Source organism: Streptomyces sp. CCM_MD2014, from assembly GCF_000772045.1.
Classification (GTDB): domain Bacteria; phylum Actinomycetota; class Actinomycetes; order Streptomycetales; family Streptomycetaceae; genus Streptomyces; species Streptomyces salinarius.
The window spans coordinates 4,739,538-4,754,423 of the sequence record NZ_CP009754.1; the positions used below are offsets into that span (position 1 = coordinate 4,739,538).

A 14,886-nucleotide genomic window follows, 5' to 3' on the forward strand; every position below is an offset into this window, starting at 1 on the left:
TCAGACGGGGAGTTCGTCGTGGGGCCAGCGGGCGCGGCCCTGTTCGCGGGAGCGGAGCAGGGCCAGAGTCGGCATGCCGAGGTCCGTGCCGGTGGCGAGCAGCTCCGGGAGCCGGGGGAGCGGGGCCACGGCCGCGACGTCGTCCAGGACGAGCGTCAGTGGTGGGTCGAGGCGACCGGAGGATGACCGTTCGGCCATGCGCCGGCCGCGCTCGACCACGCTGGAGACGAGCGCCGTCAGCAGCGGCATCGCGCCCGGGCTCGTACGGGGGTCCTCGATGGATTCACCCACCACGTAAAGGGTTCCCTGTTCGTGGATGAAGGAATCCAAGGCGAGGGCATCATTTCGGTTGGGAGTGCAGGCCTCGCGGATATTGACCGTGGAGAGCGTGGCCAGGGTCCGGGCGGTCAGCTGCTGGGCCATGTCCCGGCGTTCGGGATGGGCGGTGAGGGACCCTTCGAGTTCTCCCGCGGAACCGGGGGCGGCCTTGGGGTGGGTGCGCAGGATGCGGACGGCGTCCTGCACCTGGAGACCCTGGGACCAGCGGTGAACGTGGCGGATGGTGCGGCCGTCGATGGCGGCGGCGTGCAGGTAGCTGCGCAGCAGCAGTTCGGCCGTGTCGCCGACCGCCTGGTCGAGGCGGGCGGTGGGACGGACCGGGGTGAGCAGGGCGGCGGCTCTGGCGGTGGCCGTCTCCCTGTCCTCGCAGCCCGCGGTGGGGGACCAGTGGAGGCGGGCGGGGGTGTCGCAGAGGTGGTTCGGGTCGTAGAGGTGGGTGGGGCCGAGTTTCGCGCGGGCGTCCTTGGTGTCCGACCAGAGGGCGGGGTTGGAGGTGATGACGAGGGCGGCGCCTTCTGCGTCCCGCAGGGCGTCCGTTGCGGTTCCGTGGCGGCTGTCCCGGGGGCCGTAGTGCACCGCGCCTTCGGCGCGGTTCGTTTCCCACCCACTCGCCCGTCTGCTGGTGGCCACGGAGGCCGAGGGGGCGTCCTGCCCGGCCGGGGCCTGCGGCGCGGGCGTGGTGGGCGGGGCCTGTTGCGGGGCCCTCGGGGTGGGTACCTCGTGCACCGGATCGTCCTGGACCAAAGTCTCCCGGACCGGTGTCTCCCGGACCGGCGCCTCCTGCGCCGGCGACGCCGCTGTCGGCACTGCGACCGGCTCCTCGCGCCTCCGCTGCCGTACCGCGCGCCACCGGGCCACCGTGCCCATCACGAACACCGTGAGCACCACCAGCACCATCAGTTGGCCGATGAACAGGCCCCAGAACAGCCCGTACCCGGAGAGGGCCGTGCGAGGGGCGTCCGGCCAGGCGCCGGGGATGTCATGGGGTTCGGCGATCAGGTTGCGCATGGCCTGCGGGGTGCCGGTGAAGCTGACGCCGTCGGGCCAGGAGCCGTGGGCGAACAGGGCCGACAGGCCCGTCGCCGTCCACACCAGCAGGGTCATGCCGAGGAGGAAGGCCAGTACGCCGATCAGCAGGCCGTCGGGGATGCCGCCCTGGGCCGGCCGCTGATCGCGGCGGTCGTCCGGTCTCATGCGTCCGGTGCCTCTCCGTCTCTCGTCCTACGCCACCGTCGTCCTACGCCACCGTCGATTCCGACGAGTCGCCGATGTGCTGCTCCATGAACGCCGCAGCCCGCTCCTCCGCCTCCAGTTCCGCGGCGCGCAGGGCGTCGTCGGTCAGGTGGTCGGTGGAGGACTCGGTCATCGCGCGGTCGGTGAAGACCAGGGGGCGTTCCGTCTCGGTGATCAGGTGTTTGACCACCTGGACGTTGCCGTTGACGTCCCACACCGCGATACCGGGGGTGAGGGAGGGGATGATCTCCACCGCCCACCGGGGCAGGCCGAGGACGCGCCCGGTGGCCCGTGCCTCGTCGGCCTTCTGGGCGTAGATGGTGCGGGTGGAGGCCATCTTGAGGATGGCCGCGGCCTCTCTGGCCGCCGCCCCGTCCACGACGTCGGACAGATGGTGCACCACCGCCACGAACGACAGACCCAGCCGGCGCCCGAACTTCAGCAGCCGCTGGAAAAGCTGTGCCACGAACGGGCTGTTGATGATGTGCCAGGCCTCCTCGACCAGGAAGATGCGCTTCTTCCGGTCGGGGCGGATCCAGGTGTGCTCCAGCCAGACGCCCACGATGGCCATGAGGATCGGCATGGCGATGGAGTTGCGGTCGATGTGGGAGAGGTCGAAGACGATGAGCGGGGCGTCGAGGTCGATGCCGACCGTCGTCGGGCCGTCGAACATGCCGCGCAGGTCACCGTCGACGAGACGGTCCAGGACCAGCGCCACGTCCAGGCCCCAGGCCCGCACGTCGTCTATGGCCACGTTCATCGCCTCGGCGGACTCCGGCTCGGGGTGGCGGAGCCGCTCGACGATGTCGGAGAGGACCGGCTGGCGTTCGACGATCGTCTCGTTGACGTAGGCGTGCGCGACCTTGAGCGCGAAGCCGGAGCGCTCGTCGAGGCCGTGGCCCATCGCCACCTCGATGATCGTCCGGAGCAGCGCGAGCTGGCCGGTCGTCGTGATCGCCGGGTCGAGGGGGTTGAGGCGGATGCCGTGGTCCAGGGCGGCCATCGGGTCGAGGCGGATGGGAGTTATGCCCAGCTCCTCGGCGATGAGGTTCCACTCGCCGACGCCGTCCTCGCCCTGGGCGTCCAGCACGACGACCTGCCGGTCGCGGAAACGCAGCTGGCGCAGGACGTACGTCTTCTCGAGGGCCGACTTGCCGTTGCCCGACTCCCCGAGCACCAGCCAGTGCGGGGCGGGGAGCTGCTGGCCGTAGAGCTGGAAAGGGTCGTAGATGTAGCCCTTGCCGGAGTAGACCTCACGGCCGATGATCACGCCGGAGTCGCCGAGGCCGGGCGCGGCCGTCGGCAGGTAGACGGCCTGGGCCTGGCCGGTGGACGTGCGGACGGGGAGGCGGGTCGTCTCCACCTTCCCGAAGAGGAAGGATGTGAAGGCGTCGGTGAGGACGGTCAGCGGGTCCCGCATCAGGCTCAGCCCCTACCTTCGGATGCCGGTGGCGAACGGAAGAGTGTTCACGAAGGCGCGATGGTGCTCACGGTCGCACCACTCCAGTTTCAGGTACGACTTTCCGGCCGACGCCCTTATCGTCCGCTTGTCGCGGGCCAGGGCCTCGGGGGTGCGGGAGGAGACGGTGATGTAGCCGACCAGGTTGACGCCGGCCGCGCCGCTGGCGAGGTCCTCGCCGCGCTGGTCGAGGCGGCCGTGGGCGGCGATGTCGCGCGGGTCCACGGTCCGGTTCATCTTGGCGGCGCGGGACGCCTCGGCGTCGTCGTTCGTCTTCTCGGTCAGCATGCGTTCGATGGCGACCTCGGTGGGTTCGAGGTCCATCGTGACGGCGACGGTACGGATCACGTCCGGGGTGTGGACGAGGAGCGGCGCCAGGAAGTTGACGCCCACCGGGGTCATCGGCCACTCCTTGATCCAGGCGGTGGCGTGGCACCAGGGCGCGCGGGTGGCCGACTCGCGGGTCTTGGCCTGGAGGTAGGTGGGCTCCATGGCGTCCAGCTCGGCCGGCCAGGCGTTGCGCTTGGTCATCGCCTGGATGTGGTCGATGGGGTGGTCCGGGTCGTACATGGCGTGGATCAGTGAGGCGAGCCGGCCCTGGCCGAGCGGCTGGCGCACCCGGATGTCGGCCTCCTGGAGGCGGGAGCAGATGTCGGTCAGCTCGCGCGCCATCACGACGGCGAGGCCGGCGTCCCGGTCCAGCTTGCGCCCGGTGTGCGGGCGGGCGGCGCGGGCCATGGTGTGCGCCTCGGCGGCCAGTTCGCGGTTGTAGTGCATGCAGGCGATCAGGTACGCGCGGTGCTGCTCGCTGCTGGTGGACACCATCGACTGGAGCTGGTCGTACGACTGCTGCAGCCATGCCGGTGACCTTTCGTCACCGCGCTGGGCGACGTCCTTGGCGTGCGCGTCGGGGTCGGCCGGGAGGGTGCGGGCGAGCATCTGAATGCGGGTGACGAAGCCGTCGCCGTTGGCCACGTGCTTGAGCAGGGTGCCGAAGCGGTCGACGAGGGCTTCCTGGTCCTCGGAGTCGCGCAGGCCGACGCCGGGTCCCTCGATCTCGATCGCGGCCGTCACCGTCTTGCGGTCGGCGTGCAGCAGTACGGCGATCTCGTCCGGGCCGAAGGGGGCCGCCAGCCAGGAGATGCGGCCGATACCGGGCGGCGGCCCGACCTCGACCTCCCGGCCGTCGATCCTCGTACCGGCCTCGATGGCGCCGGAACGGTACGTCGTACCCTTGCGGAGCGTCCGCTTGTAGCTGCGGTTGATCTCGAACCACCGGTAGAACGTGCGGTGGTTGTACGGCACGTAGACCGCCGCCAGCGCGAGCATCGGGAAGCCGACGAGCAGCACGATGCGCAGGGACAGGACGGGGACGAGCAGCCCGCACATCATGCCGAGGAACGCGCCCGCGATGATCAGCGCGATCTCACCGGTCTCGCGGTTGCGGCCGACGATCGCGTTCGGCCGGGCGCGGCCGATCAGATACGTACGGCGGGGCGTGACCGTATGGGACATGTGGGACTCGGTCGTCAACGCCCGTCACCTCCTGTGCTCTTGCTGTTGCGGGTGTTGCTTGCGTGCGGTGTGTTCACCGGGCTGCCGGAGCGCGGTGCGGGTGCGGCGGAGGGGACATTTCCGCCGCCGCCGTTCGAGGGGCGCGAGCTGTGCGCGGCGACTCCGCCGGAGGCGGGGTTCGAGGGGCGGGCGGCCGCGGAGGACGAGGACTGTCCGCCGCCGTCGCCGTTGTTGCGGCTGCTGTGCGTTCTGATGCCCTGGGCGACGAGGTTCGCCGGGGAGCTGATCACGGCGGCGGCCTTGCCCTCGGCGCCCTGCATGATGCGGTTGTTGCGGCCGTTGGCGATCTCGTCGCCGAAGCCGGGGACGAAGCGGTAGATCATCGCCGAGGCGAAGATCGCGAGCAGGATGATGGCGAGGCCGGACACGATGGCGGCGACGGAGTCGGGGCCCTCCTCCGTGGTCAGCGCGCCGGCGAGGCCGAGCACGATGACGATCACGGGCTTCACCATGATCACGGCGATCATGATGCCCGCCCAGCGGCGGACGTGTCCCCACAGGTTCTTGTCGACCAGGCCGGCGTAGACGACGACGCCGAGCAGGGCGCCGACGTAGAGCAGGACGGCGCGCAGGTACAGCTCCAGGTAGAGCACGCCGGCGGCGATGATCGACACGAACGACACCAGGATCAGCATGATCGGGCCGCCGCCGATGTCGTTGCCCTGCTTCAGCGCCTCGCTGAACGTGCCGAAGAACGTGTCCGTCTGGTCGCCGGTGCCCTTGGCCAGGACGTCGGTGACGGCGTCGGTGGCGGATACGACCGTGTACAGGATCAACGGCGTGAAGGCCGACGCCAGGACGGTGAGCCAGAGGAACCCGACGGCCTCGGAGAGCGCGGTGGTGAAGGGGACGCCGCGCACGGCCCGCTTGGCGACCGCGAGCAGCCAGAGGACCAGGGTGAGGATGGTCGACGCGGCGAAGACGATGCCGTACTGCTTGAGGAACGTGCCGTTCGTGAAGTCGACGTCGGCGGTGTTCTTCACGGCGTTGCTGAGCGTGTCGACGGTCCAGGCGGCGGCGTCGGCACAGCCCTTGGCGAGGGAGGAGAGGGGGTCGAGGGAGGAGGGGAGGGTGTCGGGGGCCGACCCGCCACCTCCCCCGGATCCGCCGCCTTCGCCTCGTTCGCAGTATTTCTTGGCCGGGCCCGCGATGAGCGAGCAGGGATCGTCCTTCGTCGGGGTCGGGCTGGGCTCGGCGAAGGCGCGCGTGGAGAACAGAACGGCTGCTGCCTGAGCAGCGGCCACTACAGCGGTCAGCTTGAGCGCGCGGTGCTGGCTACCGAGCATAGGTAAAGCCTCCGAACTCCTGGACCGCCTTGCTCATCTCATCGGCACCAGAAACAGGGTTGTCCCCCGGCACAGGGGTCGGCCCGTTCTTCTGGCTGGTCTCCGTGACCTTCCAGTCACTGCCGTCCCAGCTCAGGTGCATGGTCACCGTGAACCAACTGCTTGTGACCGGATTGGTCGTCTTCTCACCAGTGAGTCCGAAGAGCCCGTTGCACCACACTTCGACGATGGCAGCAGCGCTGCTGAAGGACGTCACCTTGGTGCCCGCCGGCAACGTCCGGTTGACGAAGGTGACTCCCGCAGGAGCCTTGCCGTTCTTGTCGAGACCGATCTTCTTCAGAAACGCTTCCGAGTAGTCGGCGTCGAAGCCGGACTGGAGGCGATCGACCCAACCTGGGTCGGCGAGGGACTGTACGATCTCGTGGCGTCTGGCCGGGTCGAACATCCCGTCAGAACCCAGCGCCACCGCATAGTTCGCCGCCGCGCTCTGCGCCCCCTGCTCGTCATGGGCGAAGCCCGACTGCACCGGGCGGGTCCCCGTGGGCGCCGTCGCCGACGTCTTCGGCTTGTCCCCGGTGTCACCCTCCGCGGATGCGGAATCGTCTCCTCCGCGGTTCGCGAAGGCGATCGCCGCGATGAGCAGGACGACGACGCCGACCACGGTGACCAGGCTCCGGGAGGAGGAGCGGCCGCCGCGTCGGGGGGCGCCGTCCTCCTCCGGGAGCCGGAGCCGGGTCTGGCCGGTGCCGCCGTAATCGCCGGACGACTGGTGATCGTCTCCGAGACTCATGCCGCGTACGCCCCCTCGACGTCGGGTCGGCCGTGTACGTACGACGGTAGCCGTGCTGGGTCCCGCTCGGGCGCGGTGTTATGACTCGACATCAGGGAAACGCAACCTCAGCCGGTTGGCACGACGGGCGGGTGGGATGGACGGGGAGGGACGGATGGGTGCCGGGCTATACGGCCATTCCGTACACGATGGTGAACAGCGTGCCGAGTGAGCCGATGATGAACACACCCGTCAGCCCCGCGATGATCAGGCCCTTGCCCTGCTCCGCGCTGAAGGTGTCCCGGAGCGCGGTGGCCCCGATGCGCTGCTTGGCGGCGCCCCAGATGGCGATGCCGAGGCAGAGCAGGATGGCGACGGCCATCACCACCTCGATCATCACCTTGGCCTCGTTGCCCAGGCTGCCGAAGGGGCCCCAGTCCGGAGCGATCCCCCCGATGATGGTGTTGATGTCTCCCTCGTCGGCCGCAAAGAGCATGTAAGTCACCGCCCCTGTTGGGTAGTTCCGCACCCTCTGCGGGCATGCAGAGGTCAAGCCTCATTGTCGCCGACGATGACGCCCTGGCATGTCGCCTTGGCGTCATTGTTTGGCGGGTTTTATGCGAACAGCTTGCCACCGTCCGGCGCCGGCTGGTCAGTCGGCGCCGAGACGGCTTCTGGTGGTCGTATCGTCACTCTGTGTATCACGGCGGGGCATGGCTGGCAACGATGTGTAAGCGAAACCTGGGATGCGGTTCGATCGTTAGGCCCTGATTCGATGTCAGAGGCGGGTGAGCGTCACCGGTTTCGGTGCTGCGGGGCCGGTGCCGCCAGGCGGAAGCCCACGCCGATCGCTGCGAGGTCCGGTTCGTAGGCGCCGTGGCGGCGGGCGCACCGGGCCAGGTCCCGGTCGTGGCGGAACGCGCCGCCCCGGGTGATGTGCCGGTCGAAGGCCCAGTCCTCGGTGCGCGGCACCTCCTCGGGTGCGCCGGGGTAGGGGGCGTAGAGGGTGGACGTCCATTCGTCGGCGTTGCCCGCCATGTCCAGCACCCCGAAGGGGCTGGCTCCGTCGGGGAACGAGCCGACCGGCGTCGTGGTGCCGATGCCGAGGTCCACCAGATTGGCCAGACCGGTGCGGTACTCCTCGCCCCACGGGAACTCCCGGCCGTCGTCGCCCCGGGCGGCCCGTTCCCACTCGTCCTCCGTGGGCAGCCGTACGTCCAGGCCGCCGAGCCGCTCCCCGATCCACCGGCAGTAGTCCGTCGCCGCCTCCCAGGTGACGCCGATGACCGGGTGGTCCGACGGCGACGGCCTGGGGAGCGGTCGGTCGGTCGCCGTCGCGTAGCGGGTCCACTGGCCGACCGTGACCGGCGTGCGGGCGATCCGGAAGGCGGGGACGTGGATCTCCGCGCGCGGTGTCTCCTTCAGGTACCACTCCGGCGGCACGCCGGTGTCCGCGTAGTGGTGGGCGACGGCCCGCACCTCGCTCACCGGTGTGCCCCGACGCAGTAACCCGGCCGGGACGTCGACCCAGTCCACCTGCTCCACCTGCTCCGCCTGTTCCGTCTGCTCCGCCTGCATGGCCCCTCCTCGGCTCGAGTGAACGAACCACATGATCACGCCGGTGGGTGCGGACTCGCCTCGGCCCGCGGACCCATCTCGGGAGCGACCTTGGGACCAGGGCCGCGTGCGCTCGGGCCGACGGCGCCCACGAGGCGAGTGGTCGAACTCCTCCGCGCACACGTGGACGGTGCCGCCGGGACGACATGGCCGGGAAACGACACTGAACGGCGTGCGCATGGGGGATGGTTGGACCATGCGCAAGTTCTGGGTCGGTGCCGGTGCCGCGGTTGCCCTGGGGATGGGCTTCGTGATGCTGCTCGTCGTGGGGGTCTACCTGGTCGCCGGGAATCTGGCCGGCGGGGCGGGCGGCGGGGCCAAGAAGCTCGCCAAGGGGAGTGTGCCCGCGGCCTACCAGCCGATCGTGCAGAAGTGGGGGAACCTCTGCCCCGCCATCAACCCGGCGCTGCTCGCGGCGCAGTTGTACCAGGAGAGCGGGTTCAACCCGAAGGCGCAGAGCGCGGCGGCGGCGCAGGGGATAGCGCAGTTCATCCCCGGGACGTGGGCCACCCACGGCATCGACGGGGACGGCGACGGGGACCGGGACGTGTGGGACCCGGCGGACGCGATCCCGTCGGCGGCGTCGTACGACTGCTCCCTCGCCTCGTACGTGAAGGACGTGCCCGGCGATCCGACCGAGAACATGCTGGCCTCCTACAACGCGGGGGCCTACGCGGTGATCAAGTACCAGGGCGTGCCGCCGTACAAGGAGACGCAGAACTACGTCAAGGTCATCACGACGCTCGAGAAGAGCTTCGCCGAGCCCACCGGTCGCGTCGACCCGTCCGAGCAGGCCGCCGGGGCGATCGCCTTCGCCCAGAAGAAGCTCGGGACGCCGTATCTGTGGGGCGGGAACGGGACGGCCGATCAGGGTGGGCGGTTCGACTGCTCGGGGCTGACCAAGGCCGCGTACGAGAGTGTGGGGATCGAGCTGCCGCGGGTCGCCAACGACCAGTACAACGCGGGGCCGCATCCCCGGCGGGAGGAGTTGCTCCCCGGGGACCTGGTCTTCTTCTCGGACGACCTCACCAACTCGCGGGCCATCCGGCACGTCGGCATCTACGTGGGCGGTGGATACATGATCGACGCCCCGCGGACGGGGGCCGTGATCCGGTTCGACCCGATCGACACGCCCGACTACTTCGGGGCCACCCGGGTCACCGAAGATGGCGCGAAAGCATTGCCCACCACGGTGTGAATGGGAGGGTTTGAACCCAGCGTGAAACCCTGCCCTGAGCTGCGGAGACGTGTCTCTCTTCGATAACGTCTGCGTGATCATTCAGTGGAGTGTGGAACGTATCAACGGGGACCGTGCGTTCCTGTTGACGTGAGCTGACCACGGGGGTGGCAGAAGAGGCGTGCGCTCGGTGCGTCTCAGGACATGACGAAGGGGCCGCAGCACCATGGCTGGACTCGCCGAATCCGGGTCGAACCCCGACGTCGAGCTGCTCTACGACATCAACGGCCTGGCCAAGGACGCGCCGCACTGGTTCGACCGGGTCATGGAGTTCGTCGGCGAGTACGGACTGCTGTTCGCGATCGTGCTGCTGGTGCTGTGGTGCTGGTGGGGCGTGCGCCGACGGGGCGGTGAGGACGCGGCGTCGAACGTGGCCGCTCTGGTCTGGGCACCGCTCGCGGCCGGAGTCGCCGTACTCGTCAACGTGCCGATACGGGGCTTCGTCGAGCGACCCCGGCCCTTCAAGTCCCATGACGGACTCGAGGTGTTGGTGGAGGGGAAGAACGACTTCTCCTTCGTGAGCGACCACGCCACGCTCTGCATGGCCCTGGCGGTCGGACTGTTCGTCGCCAACCGCAAGTTCGGGATCGCCGCCATCGTGCTGGCGCTCTTCGGCGGCTTCGCCCGCGTCTACATGGGCGTGCACTACCCGACGGACGTCGTGGGCGGGTTCGCCCTCGGTACGGCGGTCGCGCTGCTGCTGTCGCCGGTGGCCATGGCGCTGCTGACGCCGCTGACCCGGGCCGTCGAGCGCTCGCCCCGGGTGGGGTGGCTGGTCAGCGCGCGAGGACGGTCGGGTGCCGCCGGACGCGGTGCCGTGATTCCGGGGGCGCGCAAGGAGAGCGGCGCCGAGACGTCGGGCGAGCGGGATCTCGCCGCCTGACGCTCGCCGCCCGACGTTCACAGTGCCTGCGGGCAGGTGAAGACGCGGTCCGGGTCGTACTGGTGCTTCAGGCGTGCCAGGCGCGGGGCCGCGTCTCCGTAGTAGGCCTTCCGCCAGTCCGTCAGATCCGGGTCCGTGTAGTTCTGGTAGGCGGCGCCCGAGGCGTACGGCCGCATCGCGTCGTAGGCGGAATCCAGCCAGGACCGCGGCGCCCTTCCGCTCGTGCCCGGCCGCCACGAGACGAGGTACTGGGCCAGCATCCGGGAGCGCCGGTGCACGAACGCGGTGGACGTCGGGGAGACGCGGTTCACCGCCCCGCCGAGCGCCGTGAACGCGATGCTGCCGGCGCCGCCGCGCACCTGGGGGAGCTGCGCGAGCAGGGCCTTGATGCCGGCGGGCGGGATCGAGCGGTCGTAGAAGTCCGAACGGGCCACGTACGTCTCGCGGTCCAGTGAGCCTTCGGGCGATCGACCGGGCGCCGAGCCCGGGAGGTGGCAGCGGGCGTCGGTCGAGAAGGACGAGCAGCCCGCGTACATCTCCATCGACTCCTCGTACGTACGGCGCTTGAGGGAGACGTGGGTCGCGGACGAGCCGATGCGGTCGGCGAGGCGGTCGACGGCGTTCTGGAGTTCTCCGTAGGTGCCGAGGGAGAAGGCCGACACCGACAGGGTGGGGGTGTGGCCGGGGGCGGCGGCCAGGTGGAGGGAGGACCAGGTCTCGTCGGGCTGGCCGGGACCCCACTCCTGCCAGGCGCGGACGGCCGCCGCCGCCTTCCGCCAGGGCCAGGTCATGTACGCCGATACGGCCCTGGGAGCCGGATGGGTGCGGAAGCGGAACTCCGTGACGATGCCGAAGTTCCCGTTGCCCGCGCCGCGCAGGGCCCAGAAGAGGTCCTGGTGGTCGCCCGTCGCGTCGGCGGTGATCTCCTTGCCGTCCGCCGTGATCAGGGTGGCCCGGGTGAGGCTGTCGCAGGTCAGGCCGTACGCGCGGGAGACGACTCCGTGGCCGCCGCCGAGGGTGAGGCCGGAGATGCCTACGGTGGGGCAGGAGCCGGCCGGGACGGTCACGCCCTTCGCGGCGAGGGCGCGGTAGACGTCGATCAGCTTGGCGCCGGCGCCGACGACCGCCTCGCCCGCGGAGGCGCGGACGCGGTTCAGTTTCGAGACGTCGATGATCAGGCGGCCGTTGCCGGAGGACCAACCCGCGTAGGAATGACCGCCGTTGCGGATCGCCACGGGGATGTGGTGGGCGCGGGCGTAGGAGAGGGCGGTGCGGATGTCGTCGGGGTGGGCGGCGTAGGCGACGGCGGTGGGCTTCAGGGTGTCGAAGCGGGTGTTGTAGAGCTGGTGGGCCGATTCCCAGGCGGGGTCGCCCGGGCGGACGAGTGGGCCGTCGAGGGACTTGGCGAGGGCGGTCCAGGTGGTGGGGGAGGGGCTCTTCGCGGTGTGGGTCGTGGTGGTTGCGGTGGTGGTTCTGGCGGTGGTCGCGGTCCTGGTCGTCGTGCCTTTGGGATCCGTGCCGGTGGTGCGGGTCGTGCCTGTGCAGGCGGATGTGGTCGCCGCGAGCGTTGCGGCTGTGGTGGTGGTCAGGAATGTGCGCCGGTGCATGTCGCCTCCGCGTCCCGTGGGGGGTCTTGGGAGGAGACGGGGGTGTGGGGGGTGGGGTTCCCTGGGCGTCGGCTGTACAGGTGTACGGCGTGGGTGCCGGGCGGGCTGGGGGGGGGGCGCGGGCCGGCGCTGGCCGGGTGCCTCCCCCAGTGCCTGAACGGCCGGGGAGGTACCCCCAGGGCCCACTCGTGCCGCCCCAGCGGCACGACTGCCCGCGGCGAGGGCGGCACGGCGGCTGCCCGCAGCTAGGGCCGCATGGCGGCTGCCCGCAGCTACGCGGCTGTGTGGGATTCGGCGTCTGTGCGGGCCTGGCTTCTGGCTCTTCTGGCCGGGCCGCGCCAGCCGCAGGTGCAGCGGGCCAGGCAGAAGCGGCCTTGTTCGACCGTTGTCGTGAGGTGTTCCGGGGCGTCCCCGGGGGCTTCGAGACCGTCCTGCTGCGCCACGCCCACAACGTTACCGGGGTCGCCTGCCCCTCGTTAAGCGGGACGGCAGGGGGTCCACAACGGGCGTGAGGCTGGGACAGCAGGTGGCGATGGTCGGGCGGGAGCGGGAGCGGGAGCTGCGGAGTTGGCGGACGGGCGGCGGCCTCGCCCTCGCGGGGGGCGCGGTCTGCGTCGGTCTGGCCGCCGCCGGGTGTTCCGGCGCCACTGAGGGGGCCTCCGTCCAGGGTGCCGGCGGGGGTGATCCGGTCGCCGTGCTGCACCGGGCCGCCGACCGTCTGGTGGCCGCCGGGAGCGCGAAGGCGCGTACCGCGATGCAGATGGCCAGCGGCGGGACGCGGGTGACCATCCGCGGCGAGGGCGTGTACGACTTCGAGGAGCGGCTCGGGCAGCTGAAGGTGCGGCTGCCGCAGGACCCGGCGGGGTCGAGCGAGCACCGGCCGATCACCGAGTTGCTCGCGCCGGGGGCGTTGTTCATGAAGAACCGGGGGGCCGGTGTCCCCGACGACAAGTGGGTGCGGGTGGACACCGACTCGCTGTCCGACGGGAACCTGGTGACCGGCGGGGCGACGGACCCGTTCGCCGCCGCCGAGGTGCTGCGCGGGACGCGGACGGCCACGTACGTGGGGCGCACCGAGCTGGCCGGGACCGAGGTGCGGCACTACCGGGGGACCGCCGATCTCGCGCGGGCGGCGCGCGGTGCCTCGGAGGGCAACAAGAAGGCGCTGGCGGCGGCCGCCGAGGGGTTCGCCACCGCCGAGGTGCCGTTCGACGCCTACCTCGACGACGAGGGCCGGATCCGCAAGGTCCGGCACCGCTTCAGCTTCTCCAACGGGCGCCAGGACGGCTCCGGCACCGTGGACGTCGCCTCGACGACGCTGCTCTACGACTTCGGCGCCGCCGTCCGCGTTCGGCTGCCCGAGGACCGGGACATCTACGCCGGCAAGATCGCGGCTGGACCGGGCGACCCGGGGGCCGACGGCAAGAACTAGCCCTTCCGTGCCATGCGCGGTGTGTAGGCCGCTCCCTACTCTAGGAAGTCGGTGACGGCAGAGACGAGGTGACGGGTGTGGCTCCGGTCGGCGGTACGGCGGTTCAGGACCACGTGGCCCTCGCCGAGATCGAGCTGTGCGGCGACCTGATCATCGCGGCGTCGGCCGCCCGGGAGCGGCTCAGCCTCGAGAGCATCGACGAGGTGCTGCGCGTCGCCGAGGAGCGCTCACGTCCGCAGTAGACGGCCGATGGCCTTCGTCGCCTCTTCCACCTTGGCGTCGATCTCGTTGCCGCCCTTGAGGGCCGCGTCGGCGACGCAGTGGCGCAGGTGCTCCTCCAGCAGTTGCAGTGCGAAGGACTGCAGGGCCTTGGTGGAGGCGGAGACCTGGGTCAGTATGTCGATGCAGTAGACGTCCTCGTCGACCATCCGCTGCAGGCCGCGGATCTGGCCCTCGATGCGGCGCAGGCGTTTGAGGTGCTCGTCCTTCTGCTTGTGGTACCCGTGCACCCCGCGGTCATGGTCGGTCACGATGTCCGTGCCGTCCGTCTCGACCTGGTTCACCGTCTGGTCCGCGGCGGGGGAGGGCGCACCCGCGCCGGCCTCGGTGGTCGTCATCGCGTCCTCCAATAACGGACATATACCCCTGGTGGGTATATGGTAACGAACTTTCCCGGGTAGGGGGCCCTTGCCGGAGCGGCCGACGTCGCCCCCCTGCTCATCACTCTGCCCGATGGGCGACACTGGGGACGGCCCGTTAGCAGTGGCCGGATGATGCGCCTAGCATCAGCCTGACCGAAACCGATGCACCCCGAGGACCCCACGTGCGCTTTCGTCTGACCCCCAGGGAGACGAGCTTCTACGACATGTTCGCCGCATCCGCGGACAACATCGTCACGGGCTCCAAGCTCCTGATGGAACTGCTCGGGGCGGACGCATCCGCCCGGGCCGAGATCGCAGAGCGTATGCGGGCCGCCGAACACGCGGGTGACGACGCCACGCACGCGATCTTCCATCAGCTGAACTCCTCGTTCATCACGCCCTTCGACCGCGAGGACATCTACAACCTCGCCTCGTCCCTCGACGACATCATGGACTTCATGGAGGAGGCCGTCGACCTGGTCGTCCTCTACAACATCGAGGAACTGCCCAAGGGCGTCGAGCAGCAGATCGAGGTGCTGGCGCGGGCCGCCGAGCTGACCGCCGAGGCCATGCCGAACCTGCGCACGATGGACAACCTCACCGAGTACTGGATCGAGGTCAACCGGCTGGAGAACCAGGCCGACCAGATCCACCGCAAGCTGCTCGCCCACCTCTTCAACGGCAAGTACGAGGCCATCGAGGTGCTCAAGCTGAAGCAGATCGTGGACGTGCTGGAGGAAGCGGCCGACGCGTTCGAGCACGTGGCGAACACGGTGGAGACCATCGCCGTCAAGGAGTCCTGAGCCGT

14 protein-coding genes are annotated in these 14,886 nt (G+C 70.3%); 5 read left to right on the top strand and 9 right to left on the bottom strand.

All coding sequences use genetic code 11. From position 1 onward, the window contains the following. From NI25_RS21095 to NI25_RS21125, 7 genes are all read right to left on the bottom strand, one after another. On the bottom strand, positions 1-1,533 hold the full coding sequence (locus tag NI25_RS21095) for a type IV secretory system conjugative DNA transfer family protein (protein WP_061443941.1): 1,533 nt from the start codon (positions 1,531-1,533) through the stop codon (positions 1-3). A 43-nt stretch (positions 1,534-1,576) separates the two neighbouring features. Then, positions 1,577-2,992 carry an ATP-binding protein gene (locus tag NI25_RS21100; RefSeq protein WP_061443942.1) on the bottom strand — a complete coding sequence of 472 codons (1,416 nt, stop codon included), beginning with the start codon at positions 2,990-2,992 and terminating at the stop codon, positions 1,577-1,579. A gap of 12 nt (positions 2,993-3,004) precedes the next feature. Next, on the bottom strand, positions 3,005-4,546 hold the full coding sequence (locus NI25_RS21105; RefSeq protein WP_107072082.1) for an SCO6880 family protein: 1,542 nt from the start codon (positions 4,544-4,546) through the stop codon (positions 3,005-3,007). Between the two features lie 14 nt (positions 4,547-4,560). Next, positions 4,561-5,892 carry a hypothetical protein gene (locus NI25_RS21110; protein ID WP_199560983.1) on the bottom strand — a complete coding sequence of 444 codons (1,332 nt, stop codon included), beginning with the start codon at positions 5,890-5,892 and terminating at the stop codon, positions 4,561-4,563. Beyond that, positions 5,882-6,682 (bottom strand): hypothetical protein, encoded by an 801-nt coding sequence (locus tag NI25_RS21115; protein ID WP_061443944.1) that lies wholly within the window; start codon positions 6,680-6,682, stop codon positions 5,882-5,884. The genes NI25_RS21110 and NI25_RS21115 overlap by 11 nt, the downstream gene beginning before the upstream one ends. Positions 6,683-6,848: 166 nt before the next feature. Further along, the gene (locus tag NI25_RS21120) at positions 6,849-7,157 is read right to left on the bottom strand and encodes a hypothetical protein (protein ID WP_019526682.1); all 309 of its coding nucleotides are present in this window, start codon (positions 7,155-7,157) and stop codon (positions 6,849-6,851) included. Positions 7,158-7,456: 299 nt separating this feature from the next. Continuing rightward, entirely contained in the window at positions 7,457-8,239 is a 783-nt protein-coding gene (locus tag NI25_RS21125) for a formylglycine-generating enzyme family protein (RefSeq protein ID WP_061443945.1), read from the bottom strand. 217 nt (positions 8,240-8,456) lie between these two features. Between NI25_RS21125 and NI25_RS21130 the strand changes: the two genes are divergently transcribed. Next, positions 8,457-9,476: an NlpC/P60 family protein gene (locus NI25_RS21130; protein ID WP_107071784.1), complete on the top strand. Its 1,020-nt coding sequence runs from the start codon at positions 8,457-8,459 to the stop codon at positions 9,474-9,476. Between the two features lie 205 nt (positions 9,477-9,681). Further along, positions 9,682-10,398, top strand: coding sequence for a phosphatase PAP2 family protein (locus NI25_RS21135; RefSeq protein WP_061443947.1), 717 nt, complete (start codon positions 9,682-9,684; stop codon positions 10,396-10,398). 17 nt (positions 10,399-10,415) lie between these two features. On the opposite strand, the gene NI25_RS21140 is transcribed toward NI25_RS21135, so the two are convergent. Further along, positions 10,416-12,005: an FAD-binding oxidoreductase gene (locus NI25_RS21140; protein WP_061443948.1), complete on the bottom strand. Its 1,590-nt coding sequence runs from the start codon at positions 12,003-12,005 to the stop codon at positions 10,416-10,418. A gap of 532 nt (positions 12,006-12,537) precedes the next feature. On the opposite strand from NI25_RS21140, the gene NI25_RS21145 reads away from it, so the two are divergent. Beyond that, on the top strand, positions 12,538-13,437 hold the full coding sequence (locus NI25_RS21145; RefSeq protein WP_061443949.1) for a hypothetical protein: 900 nt from the start codon (positions 12,538-12,540) through the stop codon (positions 13,435-13,437). 77 nt (positions 13,438-13,514) lie between these two features. Beyond that, complete coding sequence (locus NI25_RS39740; RefSeq protein ID WP_164419508.1) at positions 13,515-13,679, top strand: hypothetical protein; 165 nt, start codon at positions 13,515-13,517, stop codon at positions 13,677-13,679. Here the strand turns inward: NI25_RS39740 and NI25_RS21150 are convergent. After that, positions 13,665-14,054, bottom strand: a complete 390-nt coding sequence (locus tag NI25_RS21150) for a metal-sensitive transcriptional regulator (RefSeq protein WP_061443950.1) — start codon at positions 14,052-14,054, stop codon at positions 13,665-13,667. The two genes, NI25_RS39740 and NI25_RS21150, sit on opposite strands and share 15 nt — an antisense overlap. Positions 14,055-14,260: 206 nt before the next feature. Between NI25_RS21150 and NI25_RS21155 the strand changes: the two genes are divergently transcribed. Continuing rightward, positions 14,261-14,881 carry a DUF47 domain-containing protein gene (locus NI25_RS21155; protein ID WP_030403626.1) on the top strand — a complete coding sequence of 207 codons (621 nt, stop codon included), beginning with the start codon at positions 14,261-14,263 and terminating at the stop codon, positions 14,879-14,881. Positions 14,882-14,886 lie beyond the last annotated feature (5 nt).

What these genes read in the sequence shown, in the direction of transcription:
- NI25_RS21100 (WP_061443942.1), bottom strand. Translation starts at nt 2,992, where the DNA reads ATGCGGGACCCGCTGACCGTCCTCACCGACGCCTTCACATCCTTCCTC.
- NI25_RS21145 (WP_061443949.1), top strand. Translation starts at nt 12,538, where the DNA reads ATGGTCGGGCGGGAGCGGGAGCGGGAGCTGCGGAGTTGGCGGACGGGC.
- NI25_RS21115 (WP_061443944.1), bottom strand. Translation starts at nt 6,682, where the DNA reads ATGAGTCTCGGAGACGATCACCAGTCGTCCGGCGATTACGGCGGCACC.
- NI25_RS21130 (WP_107071784.1), top strand. Translation starts at nt 8,457, where the DNA reads ATGGGGGATGGTTGGACCATGCGCAAGTTCTGGGTCGGTGCCGGTGCC.
- NI25_RS21105 (WP_107072082.1), bottom strand. Translation starts at nt 4,546, where the DNA reads ATGTCCCATACGGTCACGCCCCGCCGTACGTATCTGATCGGCCGCGCC.
- NI25_RS21135 (WP_061443947.1), top strand. Translation starts at nt 9,682, where the DNA reads ATGGCTGGACTCGCCGAATCCGGGTCGAACCCCGACGTCGAGCTGCTC.
- NI25_RS21095 (WP_061443941.1), bottom strand. Translation starts at nt 1,533, where the DNA reads ATGAGACCGGACGACCGCCGCGATCAGCGGCCGGCCCAGGGCGGCATC.
- NI25_RS21125 (WP_061443945.1), bottom strand. Translation starts at nt 8,239, where the DNA reads ATGCAGGCGGAGCAGACGGAACAGGCGGAGCAGGTGGAGCAGGTGGAC.
- NI25_RS21150 (WP_061443950.1), bottom strand. Translation starts at nt 14,054, where the DNA reads ATGACGACCACCGAGGCCGGCGCGGGTGCGCCCTCCCCCGCCGCGGAC.
- NI25_RS21110 (WP_199560983.1), bottom strand. Translation starts at nt 5,892, where the DNA reads ATGCTCGGTAGCCAGCACCGCGCGCTCAAGCTGACCGCTGTAGTGGCC.
- NI25_RS21140 (WP_061443948.1), bottom strand. Translation starts at nt 12,005, where the DNA reads ATGCACCGGCGCACATTCCTGACCACCACCACAGCCGCAACGCTCGCG.
- NI25_RS21120 (WP_019526682.1), bottom strand. Translation starts at nt 7,157, where the DNA reads ATGCTCTTTGCGGCCGACGAGGGAGACATCAACACCATCATCGGGGGG.